General features: G+C 45.0%; 14 protein-coding genes. 5 read left to right on the forward strand and 9 right to left on the reverse strand.

What is annotated here, in order from left to right; genetic code table 11:
- Nucleotides 1-21: 21 nt before the first annotated feature.
- From ACN6KS_RS06525 to ACN6KS_RS06535, 3 genes are read right to left on the reverse strand one after another with little or no spacing between them, the layout of a single operon-like run.
- A complete protein-coding gene (locus ACN6KS_RS06525) occupies nt 22-1,245 on the reverse strand; it encodes a Ger(x)C family spore germination protein (protein ID WP_440961626.1) in 1,224 nt (407 codons plus the stop codon).
- On the reverse strand, nt 1,238-2,341 hold the full coding sequence (locus ACN6KS_RS06530) for a GerAB/ArcD/ProY family transporter (protein WP_440961627.1): 1,104 nt from the start codon (nt 2,339-2,341) through the stop codon (nt 1,238-1,240). The genes ACN6KS_RS06525 and ACN6KS_RS06530 overlap by 8 nt, the downstream gene beginning before the upstream one ends.
- The gene (locus tag ACN6KS_RS06535; protein ID WP_280788791.1) at nt 2,334-3,947 is read right to left on the reverse strand and encodes a spore germination protein; all 1,614 of its coding nucleotides are present in this window, start codon (nt 3,945-3,947) and stop codon (nt 2,334-2,336) included. The genes ACN6KS_RS06530 and ACN6KS_RS06535 overlap by 8 nt, the downstream gene beginning before the upstream one ends.
- Nucleotides 3,948-4,117: 170 nt before the next feature.
- Here ACN6KS_RS06535 and recQ point away from each other — a divergent pair, with 170 nt between their 5' ends.
- A complete protein-coding gene (recQ, locus tag ACN6KS_RS06540) occupies nt 4,118-5,953 on the forward strand; it encodes a DNA helicase RecQ (RefSeq protein ID WP_094869927.1) in 1,836 nt (611 codons plus the stop codon).
- Between the two features lie 15 nt (nt 5,954-5,968).
- On the forward strand, nt 5,969-7,876 hold the full coding sequence (locus ACN6KS_RS06545; protein ID WP_094869928.1) for a B12-binding domain-containing radical SAM protein: 1,908 nt from the start codon (nt 5,969-5,971) through the stop codon (nt 7,874-7,876).
- 292 nt (nt 7,877-8,168) lie between these two features.
- Here ACN6KS_RS06545 and ACN6KS_RS06550 read toward each other — a convergent pair whose 3' ends face one another.
- Genes ACN6KS_RS06550 through ACN6KS_RS06565 form a run of 4 tightly spaced genes read right to left on the reverse strand, consistent with a single transcriptional unit; the run spans nt 8,169 to nt 11,719 of the window.
- Nucleotides 8,169-9,119 (reverse strand): alpha/beta fold hydrolase, encoded by a 951-nt coding sequence (locus ACN6KS_RS06550; RefSeq protein ID WP_094869929.1) that lies wholly within the window; start codon nt 9,117-9,119, stop codon nt 8,169-8,171.
- A 27-nt stretch (nt 9,120-9,146) separates the two neighbouring features.
- Nucleotides 9,147-10,115: a type I phosphomannose isomerase catalytic subunit gene (locus ACN6KS_RS06555; RefSeq protein ID WP_440961628.1), complete on the reverse strand. Its 969-nt coding sequence runs from the start codon at nt 10,113-10,115 to the stop codon at nt 9,147-9,149.
- 39 nt (nt 10,116-10,154) lie between these two features.
- Nucleotides 10,155-10,763, reverse strand: coding sequence for a class I SAM-dependent methyltransferase (locus ACN6KS_RS06560; protein WP_440961629.1), 609 nt, complete (start codon nt 10,761-10,763; stop codon nt 10,155-10,157).
- Nucleotides 10,763-11,719: a TIGR01212 family radical SAM protein gene (locus ACN6KS_RS06565; RefSeq protein ID WP_094869932.1), complete on the reverse strand. Its 957-nt coding sequence runs from the start codon at nt 11,717-11,719 to the stop codon at nt 10,763-10,765. The genes ACN6KS_RS06560 and ACN6KS_RS06565 overlap by 1 nt, the downstream gene beginning before the upstream one ends.
- 322 nt (nt 11,720-12,041) lie before the next feature.
- Here ACN6KS_RS06565 and ACN6KS_RS06570 point away from each other — a divergent pair, with 322 nt between their 5' ends.
- Both ACN6KS_RS06570 and trmB read left to right on the forward strand, forming a co-directional pair.
- Nucleotides 12,042-12,212: a hypothetical protein gene (locus ACN6KS_RS06570; RefSeq protein WP_179281578.1), complete on the forward strand. Its 171-nt coding sequence runs from the start codon at nt 12,042-12,044 to the stop codon at nt 12,210-12,212.
- A gap of 212 nt (nt 12,213-12,424) precedes the next feature.
- A complete protein-coding gene (gene trmB, locus ACN6KS_RS06575; protein WP_094869933.1) occupies nt 12,425-13,141 on the forward strand; it encodes a tRNA (guanosine(46)-N7)-methyltransferase TrmB in 717 nt (238 codons plus the stop codon).
- 86 nt (nt 13,142-13,227) lie between these two features.
- Here the strand turns inward: trmB and ACN6KS_RS06580 are convergent, their stop codons facing one another.
- On the reverse strand, nt 13,228-14,343 hold the full coding sequence (locus tag ACN6KS_RS06580) for an MGDG synthase family glycosyltransferase (RefSeq protein ID WP_094869934.1): 1,116 nt from the start codon (nt 14,341-14,343) through the stop codon (nt 13,228-13,230).
- 49 nt (nt 14,344-14,392) lie between these two features.
- Entirely contained in the window at nt 14,393-14,920 is a 528-nt protein-coding gene (locus tag ACN6KS_RS06585; protein WP_094869935.1) for a phosphatase PAP2 family protein, read from the reverse strand.
- Between the two features lie 403 nt (nt 14,921-15,323).
- On the opposite strand from ACN6KS_RS06585, the gene ACN6KS_RS06590 reads away from it, so the two are divergent.
- Nucleotides 15,324-16,562: a glycosyltransferase family 2 protein gene (locus tag ACN6KS_RS06590; protein WP_440961630.1), complete on the forward strand. Its 1,239-nt coding sequence runs from the start codon at nt 15,324-15,326 to the stop codon at nt 16,560-16,562.
- Nucleotides 16,563-16,718 lie beyond the last annotated feature (156 nt).

The following is a 16,718-nucleotide window of genomic DNA, read 5'->3' on the forward strand; positions in this document are numbered from 1 at the left end:
AAAGCCTCCTATAAATATCATTTAATTTTCTTTCAGGCCTACTCTCTCGATGTGTGTCATCAATTTGATTTCTATACTGAGATTCGAATACTGCTGCTCCCAGTCATGTTTGTCATGAACATGGGCTTTCCAGTAAGAGGGAGCATATGCGCGAATGTATTCACCCATGCCAAAAACATCAGAGTGCGCTTGCTGCGTTTCTTGGATGAGCTGGTTGAAGATACCTAATACTCTCTTTTGAAAGATATCTTCAATCTTTTCTAGAGAACGGCTGGAATTGACTTGGATATCATTGCGTAAATGCTCATCTAGAGCTGCCTCTAAAGAGATGTTATAAATGATATGAGGTTTGCCCTCTTTGAATTGAACTTTCACTCTCGTGAAACGGTCGTTGATCTTGAGCATCACCGGACCGAACTCATCAGCATTGAAAAGATCAGAGTATCCTCCAGGATTAATACCCTTCATGGACATATATGCGCCAATCTCAATGGGAATTGTGGAACCCACCATTACTCCACCGCTAAAGTAAGCTAGTCCTTTAATCATGATATTGTCCTCTTGATGTAACGAGACATAGGGAAGATAACCACTTTCCCCCCATTTGGATTCAGCTGACCAGAATACACCTATATAATTTGCAGGGAACTTTCCTGATGTTACTGCTTTTTCCATGGTGGAGAGGATGTATAGGGTTGGTACTCGCTGCAGTGGAGGATTAATATTCATAAATTTAGCAGCCTCCCCTTCGGATACTAACAGCCAGGTCCGGCGACGAACTTCTGGATTACGCCGCAAATAATCATTTAAGTCATCCATGCTTTTTCTTGCAACATCCTCACTTATAATAATCACTCGTAAATGAATCAGATACCGTGGATCGGAAATTTGCTGCTGTAGATTGTTCATGGCGTCATCTAATGTGTATCCATATACTTCTACGACCCATACCGGATTTTGATTTCCACCTCCGCCTTCACCCCCACTGCCTGGCCCGAGTGGAACTCTTCCTGGTACCGCAATTTGGGCGGTCACACGGATTTGGGGAAGGTTAATATTTGCGCTTTTTAGATGAGTGGTTTGATCATCATTATTTTTGCTGTCTGATGGGACGGAATCGATGGATAACCCTAGCACCAATGCACGATCTTCAATTTCAAGCTGGTCCCAGCAACCTGCGAGCAAGCCAGACAGGAGTGAGAGAATAAATATAAGGACTACTCGCTTGTAAATTTTTTTATTCATGTGAAATGGCTCCTTTATGCCGGATTAGAGAGACTAACCATAATAAAAGAGGATAGACGGTCAAAAAAACCAAACCGATTATGCCTGTAGTGCTGGCAAATGTATTGACCTGAAAAATATTTCTCGGCAAAAGTGAAAAAATGAAGATAAGTGGAAATGCGAAGCTGGAGATCAGACGGTGATCCTTGTGTCGCAACACTTGTTGCAGAGAGTATGAGGCTAAGTAGTAGTTCGTAAAGATAGTAGTGAATATAGAAATCACCCAAATAATAATAAAAAGAGCATCAAACCGTTCTAATAATCCTGCACCAATGGATATGGAGCGAGCTGCTTCCAGAGTTGGATAGGAAAGTATTTTGGTTTCTTGAGCTCCAAACATGCCTAAAGTGACCCAAACGATCATTACATAAATGAACCCGATGATACCAAGCGCAAAAGTGCCTGCTTTAAGGGCTTGTTGAGGTTTTTTCATTAGAGGAACCAATAGTGTGATGACAAATGTGCCCTGATAAAGGGCAGCCGACGTAATGGTTCCTTTGGAAAAACTTGAAAAGGTAGTGTGATTTCCGGTGAGGGGAAGTAAGTTTAGAACATCAACATTTTTCATAGCTACCAATACAATTGCGACAACAGATAATAGAATAAAAGGTAAATAAAAAACATGTACATAAGTGAATTTCACAATATTTCTACGAATTGATAAGGCAACCAGTAGGAGCATTAAGAGAATTACTGCTTCTAAAGGTGTCTTTTTAAAAACAACCGCAATACATACTTCTCCGAATTGGCGCATGGTAATCCCAGCAGAGAAAGCAAAAAACAAAGAAATAAGAATGGAGAAAATATCCGCGAGCCCAGTTCCGAGAAGGCGGCGGCTGAATACGAACAACGTTTCGTTCGGGAATTTCCGGCAGACAGCCGCTGTAAACCAGCAACCCAAAAAAGCAATAGGTACGCCAGAAGCAGTTACGAGCGGTGCGCCACTGTCTCCGGCTTCAGCCATATAACGAGGAATACTTAAGATTCCTATTCCTATAATCGTACTGACGATTACAGCCATGACTTGGATTGTTGATATGGGGCGGTTACTATTCATCAGCTTCACTTTTCTCCTTAAAAATCAGATCGGTATGCATTTTGGGGATATCCTTGGCAAGAAGATCAGGATCAGGTGTATTGAGAAAGCTTGGACGACTTCGCATCCACCATAAAGGTGCCCGAACGATACTATCCTTAAGATCCTTCCATATTGTAGGAACAAAGGGTGTCATGTAAGGAACACCAAAAGATTCCAGGAATAATAAGTGGTTAACAATAACAATCGTGCCAAGCATTACTCCGTACAAGCCGAAGCAGCCTGCCAATATGATCAATGGAAATCTAAGCATTCTTGAAGAGATAGCGGCATTGTAAGCGGGTGTGGCAAATGACCCTATGGTCGTTATAGCGACAACAACTACGGTAGTTGGACTCGCCAGACCTGCTGCTACGGCAGCCTGGCCAATGACAAGCACACCTACAATAGACAGAGCCCCGCCAATCATTTGCGGTAAGCGAATGGTTGCTTCACGCAGCACCTCCATGAAGACTTCCATAATCAGAACTTCCAATACGGCCGGAAAGGGTACACCAGCTCTTGCACCTGTTATAGCTACGGCGAACTCTGTCGGCAGCAGCTCAGGATTGAAAGAGATGATGGACACATATAAAGCTGGAAAGAAGAGGGAGAATAATAAGGCAATCAGGCGGATCATTCGTAGGAGGCTTCCTACGATAAAACGTTCCGTGTAATCATCCGTCGTCTGAAAGAATTGATTGAAAAGTGCCGGGACGATGAGGCAGAAAGGTGAGCCGTCTACAAGGATGATGACTCGTCCTTCTAATAAAGAGGCTATAGATTTATCCGGGCGTTCGGTTGGCTGAACCTGCGGAAAAGGAGACAGGGGATGATCTTCTATGAATTGCTCGATATAACCCGAATCAAGGATGCCATCTACATTTATAGCTGACAATCTCTTCATCACCTTTTGAACTAGTCCTGGATTAGCTATTCCTTCGATATAACAGACAGCTACTTTTGAGCGCGTCCGCACGCCAAGAGGAGCAGTTACAACACGAAAATCCGGCGTTTGCAGTCGGTAGCGAAGCAAGGAGAGATTAGATTGTAAATTCTCTATAAACCCATCACGCGAACCGCGTATGACTTGCTCAGTTTGAGGTTGCTCAATGCTACGATGCTCAATTTTACGCAGATTGAAATACAGGGCCTGATCCATGCCATCTACAATTAGAACTACATTTCCCTCCAACAGGATGGAGGCTAGAGCGTTTAGATCCTTAGTTCGGTTCCCTTGTGTTACTTGTACTGTCATACTCCAGATGTAATCAGGTAGATCCTTTAGATCTTCTGGAATTTCTGAGGGGGCGGAGGAAACATTCATTAATGGTTTTAAAACATAGTTCTGAATTTGATTCTGATCCACCACAGAAGAAAAAAAGATAATAGACGCATCATGTCTACCGTACACTTTGAAGTTACGGACTATAAGGTCGCTGTCTTCTCCAAAAACTTGTCGAATGAAGCTTACATTGTTCTTCAAGCTGGAATCCAGTGGCTTTACCGGACGATTGTCCTGGGCAGAGGACTCTTTGTGTGCAGGCTTATGTTTAAAGGAGGTATATTTTTGTTTCCAATTTTGCACGGTCGCTCCACCTTTCTATGAAATCACTCTTCTTAAAGCTTGGCTTAAAAGAAGGCCTTTTATGTAAATATTTCAAAGGAAGAACATGGTGACCATAGTTAAGGAGTGTTGCTCAATACACTTTTGACCGCTAAACTAAAGATAGAAACGCTTAAGGGGTTATGAGAGATATGATGATGCAAACACCTACTATGGAACAGGCGCAGGCTGAGCTGCAAAAATATTACGGTTATCCGGATTTTCGGGATGGTCAGAAGAAGATTGTTCAGAACTTGCTGGAGGGGCGCGACACGCTGGGGATTCTTCCTACGGGAGGTGGGAAATCGATTTGCTATCAAGTTCCCGCACTGCTGCTTCCTGGGCTGACACTGGTGATCTCACCATTGATTTCACTGATGAAGGATCAGGTCGATGCATTAACCACGGCGGGTATTCCGGCAGCCTTTATTAATAGCACGTTAAGCGGGAAAGAAGTAAATGAGCGGATTCGTGCTGCCCGTCGCGGCGATTTGAAGCTGCTTTATGTTGCGCCCGAAAGGCTAGAGCTGGACTGGTTCCGACTGGAAATGGCTGAGCTGGCAATTTCCTGTGTAGCTGTGGATGAGGCACACTGTGTATCTCAGTGGGGGCATGATTTCCGCACAAGCTATTTGTCGGTGTCGCCATTTGTGAATGAGCTGCCAGAACGGCCAATCTTGGCTGCATTTACAGCGACGGCAACACCAGAGGTTATGGAGGACATGGTTCGGCTGCTGCGTCTGCGCGAGCCGGGTATTTTCATGACTGGACTCGGAAGAGATAATCTAGCGATGTCTGTGTTACGTGGGGAGAATAAGCGGGAATTCGTTATGGATTACACAGCGACGCATTCTCATCAGCCGGGTATTGTATATGCGGCTACACGCAAAGAAGTGGATGATCTATATCAAAGGCTGCAGGCTTCAGGAATAGCGGCAGGCCGCTATCATGCAGGTATGAATGATCAGGAGCGGGCAGATAGCCAGGAAGGCTTCCTATATGACGATATCCGGGTCATGGTGGCCACAAATGCTTTTGGGATGGGGATTGATAAATCCAATGTCCGGTATGTCATTCATTATAATATGCCGAAGAATATGGAAGCTTATGTTCAGGAAGCGGGTCGTGCGGGTCGTGACGGTGAGCCTAGTGAGTGTATCCTGCTCTTTAGTGCGCAGGATATTATGACACAGAAGTTCCTGATCGAGCAGAATCCGCAGGATACGGACCGTAAAGCTAACGAATATCGCAAGCTTCAGCAAATGATTGATTATTGTTATACTACCCGCTGCTTGCGCAGTGCCCAACTAGATTACTTCGGTGAGGCGCATGAAGACAAGTTATGCGGCATTTGCAGCTCATGTACAGATGAACGAGAGCTTATAGATATGACCGTAGATGCGCAAAAGATATTCTCTTGCATCCACCGTATGCGGGAACGTTATGGAGTAGCATTAGTGGCTTCTGTGCTGAAAGGCTCTCGCAATCAGAAAGTGATGCAATATGGTTTTGATAAGCTGCCGACCCATGGGGCATTGTCGAGCCGGACAGAGAAGGAAATCTCGGAGAGCATTAATGTGCTGATCTCAGAGGGATATCTGGTCTTGTCGGAAGGACAGTATCCAGTAGTACGGCTACAGCCTTTAGCTGCTGAGGTACTGCGTGGACAACGTGAGGTCACGCAGCGGGTGGCGCGTCCATCACGAGTAGGCGCGGCATCCGGCACGCGAGTTCGTAGTCGTGGGCATGACCTGTCACCTTCGGCGGTCAATGAGACCGTCTTTGAGCAGCTTCGTCTGATCCGGAGAGAGTTGGCGGGACGTGAGCATGTGCCCTCATATATCATTTTTAATGATGCTACGCTGCGTGAGATGAGTGTGGTTTGCCCGCAGACCGAAGCGGAAATGCTGAGAGTGAAGGGCGTAGGGGAAGTGAAATACCGGAAGTACGGTAAAGCATTCCTAGAGTTTTTTCAAAATGAAATGTAGAGAAGGTCGTGTAGCATGAAAATCATCCTAACCACATTAAACGCCAAATATATCCATACCTCACTGGCAATTCGTTTGCTTAAAGCCTACAGTGAGCATGAATTTAATGATATTCATTTAGTGGAGTACACCATCAAAGATCCCGTGATGAATATCGTGTCCGACTTGTTTCAGAAACGGCCAGATGTGATTGGCTTCTCTTGTTATATCTGGAATATCGAGGAGACGCTCAAGCTGATCGGAATTCTTAAGCAAGTGATGCCCGAGGTTACGATTGTTCTCGGAGGTCCGGAAGTTTCTTATGAGCCGCTGCATTGGATGAAGAGAGAAGCTGGCATTGATTTTATCGTCAACGGAGATGGAGAAGAGACCTTCCATCATCTGCTGCAGGAGTTGAGAGATGACCGGAAATTTCATTTTGTGTACGGAGCTGCTTATCGTAAGGGAGAGGAGATCATTGTAAATCCACCTCGTCCCAAAAGCGATCTAAATACGCTGCCTACACCGCATCGTTTTCCAGAGGATATTCCAGATTTGAGCAAACGTATTGTTTATTTTGAGACAAGTCGTGGGTGCCCGTTTAACTGTCAATTTTGTTTATCCAGTATTGAGGTTGGCGTACGTTACTATGATATTGAACGAGTGAAGTCTGATTTACTCTATTTAATTGAAAATGGTGCCAAAATCATTAAATTTTTGGACCGCACCTTCAATATCAACCGCAACTATGCGATGGAAATGTTTCAATTCCTGATCGATAATCATCAAGGCTGTGTGTTCCAGTTTGAAATCACAGCAGATATTATGCGGCCAGAAGTTCTGGATTTCCTGTCGAATAATGCGCCACCGGGCATCTTTAGATTCGAGATTGGTGTACAGTCTACGAACGATGAGACGAACGAGCTCGTTAAACGTCGCCAGAATTTCAAGAAGCTGTCTCGTACGGTAATGAAGATCAAGGAAAGTCGCAATATCGATCAGCATCTAGATTTGATCGCGGGGCTTCCTATGGAGGATTACACCACCTTCCGCAAAACGTTTAATGATGTATTCGTTATGGAGCCAGAAGAGCTGCAGCTTGGTTTCCTTAAAATGCTTCGCGGGACGGGTCTGCGTGCACAGGCGGCAAAATATGAGTATACGTATATGGAACATGCCCCTTACGAAATCCTTAGCAGTCATATGATGACCTTCTCGGATATTATCCGCTTGAAGCGGCTTGAGGACGTGCTGGAGAAATACTGGAACAGCCACCGGTTGGACCATACGGCTAAATACTTGATCCGTCATGTGTTTGATTCCCCATTCGATTTCTTTCAGGAGTTCGGTGACTATTGGGAGGAGAGAGGCTGGCAAAAGATTGGGCATCAGCTGGAAGATCTCTTTATCCGTTTGCAGTCCTTCTTAATAGATCGTGGGACTCCATCTATGGATATTATTACGGGGCTAATGAAGCTTGATTATTTCCTAGGACACAAGTATAAGCCTCGCAAAATCTGGTGGGATTTCGTGTTGGATAAGTCGGATTGGTCGAGTTACTTGAGGGATATCGCTGCTAATCCGGGTCAAATCTCTGCACAGTTGGCAGAAGCCGGACTCAGTGAAAGAGAGCTGCAAAAATATACGGTGCTTGAAGTGCTACCGTTCTCGCTTGAAGCGGTACTGGAATCCATCAGCGGTCTACGGGCGGATGGGGGTTCAGAGGAAGAGGAAGAGGACAATGCTGTCGATGGGGCTGTACCTTCTCCTGAGTCATTAATACTGGGAGTTACAGAGCGTAGTTTAGAAGAGTCTGTCCAAACCACAAGCTCTGCTGTAGCCGTAGCTGAACCAACTTCCGTTCCCGAAGGTCGCACGCTGCTAATTGTAATGTATCAGCAGAACGAGAGCCAACGCGCTCAGTATTATACGTTACCTTTGTAATAGTTCCATATAGATCGCTCCCCTGGGGCGGTCTATTTTTGTTTTATATGCAAGGTTTACCTGCTAAATTTAGTGTTATTGGGCCCGTATGACCTTACATGTGTGATTTCTCCACAATTGTGAGTCCGAAAATGATGGTGGGGGAGTAATGGTTGCCTAAAAGCATCCATGTATCCGAAAAGAGGGGAGGGGCTAGGATTAACGAGTGTGGTAAATTGCTCACAACCCAAAACGAAGAGCAGCGATCCCCAATAACGGGAGGATGGCTGCTCCGAAAAACCTCGTTTTTCTCTTAACTTGTAGTCGTAACCTCAGAAGGGAGATGCTGTTCTAGCCAGTTAAGCACATCGGCCGTAACTTGATCCCGGTTCACCTCATTAAGCATTTCATGCCTGCCACCTGGATAGAGCCGATACTCTACGTCCGATATCCCTCGCTTCTTGTACAGCTCCGCAAGACGAGGAATGCCTTGTCCGCTCATCCCTACAGGATCCTTATCCCCACCAAAGATATAAATGGGCTTACTTGTACATAATGTCCTAAGTGATTCCTCGGTATGGATCTCCCTTAGGAGGTGGAAAAAACCACGGAAAAAGCGTGTTGTACAAATAGCGCCACAGAATGGATCGGAAATGTACTTATCTACTTCCGCATCATCGCTGCTCAGCCAGTCATATGCTGTTCTTACGGGAGAAAAAGCACGGTTATAACTGCCGAATACTAAGCTGTTTAGTAGTACACTGCGGTGATGTTCACCCTTTAACTTGAGCTGTGCACTAGCCAGAGATTCTCCAAGGCGCAGCATACCGCGAGGACCATTTGTACCGCTTAGGATAAATCCTGCATAGATTTCGTTACCCTCTTCACACATCAGCTTTTGAGCCAGAAAGGAACCCATACTATGAGCGAATAGAAAGATAGGCTTACCTTCATGTTTGGAGAGTGCTTTGGCTGCTACCTGGAGCAGATTGCGCCGCATCCAATAGAATCCGTCCTCCCCAACATCGCCAAGCAGATCGACTTGACCAGCGGTTTTACCATGTCCCCGGTGGTCATTGACATATACTGCATAACCAACTCCTGTTAAGGCTTCCGCAAAACGAGCATAACGGACAGCTGTTTCACACATACCGTGAGAAATTTGCACGATTCCTCTAACTGGCACATCGGATTCAGGTAACCATTCATAGACATGGATATTTACACCTATGGGATCCGTTAGGGTAAAACTATTTTCCTTCATGGTCCATTCCTCCTAAAGGTTCTCGACTTATGGTAAATAAGAGCGAAGCACAGTAGAATGACCTTCGATAGCGTAACGGCCGAGACTGGAAGGAATCAGATAGCATTCTCCTGCAGCATAAGGCTGGGAGCCGCCATCCCAAGTAAGATGTCCGCTGCCTTCACAGATGACTAGAATAGTGAAGCTGTCTTCTGTAGTGGTGAGGCCCCATGAACCATTTACGATTCCTTTTTCTACGATGAAATATGGCGAAGCGGCAAGTTGCAGCCACTCTCCAGGTACTGCGTTATCTGTCTTCATCGAAGTAGCCCCGGCGCCTTCATAAGCTGTAACATTAAGTGAATCCTCAATATGAAGCTCACGTGGCTTTCCGTCCAGGCCTGGACGGTCATAGTCATAAATACGGTATGTAGTGTCGGAATTTTGCTGGATCTCTGCTACAACGACACCAGCGCATAACGCATGAACGGTTCCGGCTGGAATATAGAAGGAGTCTCCTGCAGAGACAGATACTTCTTGAAGGCTATCCATAACGGTGCCTTTTTCCAGTGCTTCGCGCAATGTTTCACGATCCACGCCTTCTTTAAGACCATAGATGATTTTGGCACCTGGCTTAGCGTCTAACACGTACCACATCTCTGTTTTGCCCAGTTCACCTTGTGGCACTCCCTCATAATCATCTGTAGGGTGGACTTGAACGGAAAGATTGTCGTTGCAGTCCAGCAATTTGATTAGTAGAGGAAATCTTCCACCCGTTTCAGAAATCCCTTTGCTTCCGAACCATTCATGGCCGAACTGCTCACGAATTTGATCTAAGCCTTGGCCGGCTAACTCTCCGTTTACCACTGAAGACGTTCCATTCGCGTGATCGGCGATCATCCAGCCTTCGCCAATATGTCCTTCTGGCAGATCTAGGCCGAATTTCTCCAGCGCGCGGCCTCCCCAGACACGTTCTTTAAACTCCGGTTGAAATTTCAAAGGATATGGTTGAGTCATTACTACATCTTCCTTCCCAAATATAAAATTGTTTGATGCTTACAGTTTAAGAGGGGATTCCTTTTTTTTTTCAAGCGCAATCATATAAGGTGAATCCGTGCGCTGAAGCTGACGATAAACAATGCTTTGTGCTACCTTTTGGGAAACAGCTGCTGCCCAAGATTCAACGGCATCGGCTTCTTTATCTCCGCCAGCATGGCCGGGATAAAGAACCGCCGTGATGATCCCGCCTGGACGCAGTAACTGGAGAGAAGCTTCCAAGGCTGCAATGGAGCTGCCTGGCTGAGTAATGATGTTCTTGTCGGCATCTCCTGAAGGCAAGTATCCTAGGTTGAACATTACAGCACCAACGGTGCCATGCCAGTTCGCTGGAACAGCTTCAGCCATTTCTGCGTGACTACGTTCCAGCAAAGTGACGGTGGCGAGCGAGGGAGCTTCCTCTCTTGCAAGCCGCAGGCGCTCTTCAGCCAGCTTCAGCGCTGCAGCTTGAATGTCAAAGCCGTAGACTTCACCGCGAGCTCCGACCATTTTGGCTAGAAAAAGCGTATCAGCACCAGTACCTACAGTGGCATCAATAGCACGCTCACCTATAGTTAGCCGCTCAGAGATTAATTTATGAGCAAAGCTTAGAACGGACATGAAGCCCATTAGCTTTTCCTCCAATACTTACCCTGCCAAGTATCACGAGCAACAAGCTCAGCGTCAATGGCATTTAGCACTTCCCACTTTTTGAGACTCCACAACGGACCGACTAAGAGATCCCGAGGAGCGTCACCAGTCAAGCGATGTACAATCATCTCAGGGGGCAGAATTTCGAGTGAATCAACAATCAGCTTCACATATTCGTCCTGTTCCATGAACCGTAGCAGTCCGGCTTCGTACTGCTTCACCATGGGTGTTTTACGCATGAGATGTAGCAGGTGAATCTTAATTCCTTGGACATCCATACGAGCGACAGCAGATACCGTTTCCAGCATCATTTCATGCGTCTCCTGTGGGAGGCCGTGAATGATATGGGTACAGATACGAATGCCGTGACGCCGCAGCTTATCAACAGCCTCTAAATAACACTGGGTATCATGGGCCCGATTAATAAGCTCAGAAGTGGAGTCGTGTATAGTCTGAAGCCCCATTTCTACCCACAGATAGGTGCGCTCGTTTAGCTCTGCTAAATATTCGACAACATCATCTGGCAAACAGTCAGGCCGTGTAGCAATAGAAAGTCCAACGACACCGGGCTGCTGCAAAATCTCTTCGAAATATTCTCTAAGCTCTTCGACCGGAGCGTACGTATTCGTATAGGCCTGAAAATATCCGATGTATTTAGCGTTTGGCCATTTAAGATGCTGCTTATCACGGATGTTATTAAATTGGGTGACGAGATCATCTCGGCGACTTCCTGCAAAATCACCAGAACCTCTGGCACTGCAAAATGTACAACCACCTTTAGCGATGGAGCCGTCACGGTTGGGACAGGTAAAGCCAGCATCAAGCATAACTTTGAATACCTTGGTGTTCAAATGTTCACGCATTTCGTAATTCCAGGTATGAAAACGTTTATCTCCCCAAAGCTGCGGAGGAGTAGTGTATTGAAGGTTAGACACGAGGAGCTCCTTTCTGAAAATATAAACATGGATAAGCATCCTTATCCTTATATTTTTCTGAGACGGATGGCATCCTTTATAAAAGAACACGCAGCCGTTTCTTATAACCCAATACATTGTATCAAAAAACAGAGCTCGGCGTAACATTCACTCACGGTACTGGCATGAAAATAGGCCGAAAGTAAGGCGCTTTCAACTTGAAAATGCTTACATAGTATGTTATATTCAGAGTGTGAAAAGCTGCTGTGGCATAAAGAAATTCAGCCAGGAGTTCATAATTTCGTGTCGTCCGATCCATAATAATAACCGTGAGGTGATAGCAATGAATTCTCAAACGGTATATGCTGAGGGTAAAGATTCGATTGAAGTCCACTTAACGCCAGATGAAGCCCTTGCACTAACAGGCGTGGAATTTAACGGCAACCCTAAGATCAAGACAGATGCACAGCGTAAAATTCGCAGCGCATTCGAAAAAAAGACATTTGCCAAATAGCTCAAACACAAAGTAGATCCTAATCTACCGGATAAGAATGAGCCTTAATACCAAATATACACAACGAAGGAATTCCCCTGGATAGCTCATTTAAGAGCTGAACCAGAGAATTCCTTTTTCTTTTTTACCCCAATCCCTTTACTTTTCGGGACAATTTCGGCACAATATTGCAAGTGACAGTTATCGTATAAGAGATAATCGGAGGAATACCTATGCGTTTACGCGGAAGAAAAGGAATACGTGAAAGTTTGGAAGAACAGACCGATCTAGTCATTCTAGACCCTCGGAGTTATAAAGGTGAGTGGTCCAAGCTGTTTGGAAATGATCATCCGATCCATGTGGAGTTCGGAATGGGCAAGGGACAGTTTATCAGTCAAATGAGCTTTAAATATCCCGATATTAATTTTATCGGCGTTGATATGTATGATGAGCTGATCCGCCGTGCTGGAGATAAGGCTAGAGCGGTATGGGAGCCGGCAGGTCATGAGACGCCGCCTAACCTGAAATTGGCACTCGCCAATATTGATTATGCAGAGGAAGTATTTACTCCAGGAGAACTGGAACGAATTTATCTTAACTTTAGTGATCCGTGGCCGAAGAGTAAGCATGCTCGTCGTCGTTTGACACACCCGCGTTTTCTTGACAAATATCGGGGGCTGCTAAGCGACTTAGGTGAAATTCATTTGAAAACAGATTCCCGAAGCCTATTTGAATTCTCATTAAATGCATTTGCGGACTTTGGTTTACAGATGAAAAATATCTCGTTAGACCTACATGCGGACGGGATCATAAATGAGGATCATATTATGACAGAATACGAGACGAAATTTGTCGGACGCGGCGTGAATATCCATCGTTGTGAGGCCATTGTAGGTGCGGAAGCGCTCAAGCAGTATCAAGCTACCCGTTTGGACAAATACCGGTTGTAGTTACAAAGCACTGCTCCTAAAGACATGCTTCAATAATAAATTAGCAGCCTCCAAGTGGTTTGGAGGCTGCTAATTTATTTTGTTAACTATTCCAATAATTCGATAATGCTCTGAGCACATTGCAATGGGTGGTAACGGGCGATTTCCTCGAGATGAAGTTTTCGCTTATTCTGCACATCCTCGTAGTTGTTTAAGAGACGCTCCATCCACATTATGACTACGTCTAAAGACTCAATCGGCTCTCCGAAACCTGCTGCGGTAAAATAACGGCAATTTTCCTCCTCCTGCCCGGGCAGAGGGTTATAGAAAAGCATCGGTATTCCTTTAGCGAGCCCTTCACTGCAGGTCATTCCACCCGGTTTTGTGACGAGCAGATCGGACACCTCCATCAGCTTGTCAATCTCACGCGTAAAACCGATCAAGGAAATATTAGGATGATTATAACGTGAGTCTTCTTTCATTTCCTGAAGCAGCTCTTCATTCTTGCCGAGACAGAAAACAATCTGAATCTTCTCACGCCATTCCGCCAGACAGGCATTTACAACCTGATCGTTCATGATCCCCCAGCCGCCGCCCATGACTAGTACTGTTGGCATATCCTTGAGATTGAATTGCTGTCGAATCTCCTGCTTTCCAGGGTGCTGCCAAAAGTTAGGATGTACGGGTATCCCTGTAACCTGAATTTTCGCAGCAGGAATGTTTCGCATACGCAATTTGGATTTAACCTCTGGTGTTGATACCAGATAACGGTCTACCTCTGGACTGATCCAGCTGGCATGTGCGTCATAATCCGTTATAACAGTTACGAGTGGCACCTTTAGGGTGGGATCCACTCGCTTAAGACGAGATACTACAGCACCCGGAATGAAGTGTGTGCAGACAATAACGTCAGGTTTCAACTGCATAACAACATTTTTGGTATGCGTATAAAATATACGATGCAGGGCAAGCGTGGTAAGACGATTAAATGATTTTTGGTGACGATAGACATACCCCATCAGCTTTGGCTGAGTAGTTACCGTCTTACGGTAAGCGGACAGAATAATGGGGGCCATTTTGGGATTTAGGAAGTTCCCAAGTTCTAGCACCTTCGTTTGTAAATTAGGTGACAGTTGGCGCAAACTGCTCGACAGCGCATAAGCTGCTTGAGTATGTCCTGCTCCAAAGCCTTCTGAAAGTATTAAAATTCTTTTTTTTTGCAATTTTGATTCACCTATTCTCAAAGGTTTTCCCGGTTTAACCATATATACTTCAGATCCATAAGGCTATGGTGCCCGCTGCAACACTGGTTCCGATCACTAAGCCTGCAAAGACATCGGATGGATAATGTAATCCCAGATAAATGCGTGAAAACCCGACAATACAGGCCAGTGGCAGCAGAATAACGGTCAAGGCAGGAAATGCTACCATATATGGGACCGTTGAAGCAAAGATAGCTGTAGTATGACCAGAAGGAAAAGAATGATCCTTTAATGGATTACGAAATGTGTTCGTATCCGGTAACGCCAGATAAGGCCGCATGCGTGGATACAGTTTCTTGGCGACAGCAACTGGCAAATGGCTAACAGCTAGAGCCGTCATTGCTTGCAGGCTAGCGGTTCTCCATGGCTGAGGAGCAAGTACCCATATCAATATGTTGATAACAATTGTGCTTGTAGCTCCACCCAAATGAGTGAGATAGAAGAGCCAAAAGTTCAGAAAACGATTATGCATTCGTCCGTTGATCCACTTAAAAAGGTGCCGCTCCCAGAGATGTAGCTTCATGAATAAATGTCTCATATCTTGTCCCTCCGCCAGTCGGCTACCGATAACAGGTGCTTATGAGCAGTCCGTTCTTTTGCATTAGATCTGTCTTAATCATACTTTTTAAAGGTAGTCCATTTCAAGGAAAAGCTCAGTTTTGCTAGAAATTTGCTAGTTTTGACTTAGAGCCGCTAACGCCTTACAATGATTCAAGCGGACTAAACATGTTTAAAAGGGTAAGAGATAAATAAGGATCCGAAATAATGGAATCCATACAATTCTTTTAAACAACACATATAAAAATTGTGAAGTCTGCCTAGAATAAGAATACTCTTGGTCTATTGTTAAGGGATGCAACAAAAGGGTCAGAAGGAACGTCAAGCAAACTAGAGAGAAAAAAAAGAACACCGAGAGTGAAAAAAGGGGGCATCAAAAGGTCATGACAGACGCACTGTTTGTTACGCTCCAAGTGATTTTGGCAGCAATCGCAGTATATCAGTTTACCTTTTCGTTATTTGGTCTGCACAAGAAAAAGACAAAGACAAAGTATAAGCCAGAAAAAACATTTGCAGTACTTGTTGCTGCACATAACGAGGAAGAAGTCGTCGGCGCGTTAATGGAGAACCTGAAGCAGCTTAACTATCCTTCAGAACTGTTTGACGTATTTGTAATTTGTGACAATTGTACAGATGGTACAGCTCGTATTGTTCGAGAGCACGGAATGAATGCTTGTGTCCGTACGAACCCGAATCTACGTGGTAAAGGTTATGCCATTGAATGGATGCTCAAGGAGCTTTGGAGCATGCCGCGTCAATATGACGCAGTTGTAATGTTTGATGCCGATAACCTGGCACATACTGAATTCCTAATGGAGATGAATAATGATCTTTGTTCAGGAGCGCGTGTTATTCAAGGTTATATTGATACCAAGAATCCAGAAGATTCCTGGATTACTGCAGCGTATGGTGTCTCGTATTGGTATATTAACCGTTTGTGGCAACTTTCACGCCATAATTTGAATATGGCGAACTTCCTTGGCGGAACAGGAATGTGTTTCGAGACCCATCTCCTTAAAGAGATGGGCTGGGGAGCTACAAGCTTGGTTGAGGATCTGGAGTTTACGATGCGCAGTGCATCACATGGTGTATATCCTAAGTTCAACTATGACGCAAAGGTATTTGATGAGAAGCCTCTAACTTTCAAGGCCTCTTCAAGACAGCGTCTGCGCTGGATGCAAGGACACTTCACTGTAGCTCGTCGTTATTTTTTTCCATTACTTTGGCAAAGTATTAAAGAACGTAGCTTAACGAAGTTTGACCTTGCTCTTTACGGAGCAAATGTGTACATTGTTTTGCTCACTTTCTTGATGACGGCGGTAATGTGGGTAGATATGGCTCTCTTTAACGGCCCGAATATCGCTAATATTTACGGAAGCTTGCCAGTTTGGCTCGGTTTCCTTGCGATCGGTTTGAATCTGGTGACCTTTGGGATCGCGATGGCTTTGGAGAAGGTTAAATTTAAGAAGGTGTACGCTTACCTGGTGTTCTTCCCAATTTACCTGATCTCTTGGTATCCTATTACGTTCTATGCGTTCTTCACGCAGAACAACAAGCAGTGGAGCCATACCAAGCATACGCGTGTCGTAAGACTTGAAGAAGTGCAAAGCAAGCAGGTTTAAGACATTTCAGAATGTTGAATAAAAGAATTGACACTCCGTTTGGAGTGGTGTATAGTATTCAAGTACGCAAATCATAGGGATTGCAAGAAGAAGCACCTGCTTCTCACCTGACTGGCATATTCGCCGGCTGGTTTTGATCTCAATGCTTTATGAATG

It is taken from the genome of Paenibacillus nitricinens (assembly GCF_052056485.1).
GTDB classification, from domain to species: Bacteria; Bacillota; Bacilli; order Paenibacillales; family Paenibacillaceae; genus Paenibacillus_AQ; species Paenibacillus_AQ nitricinens.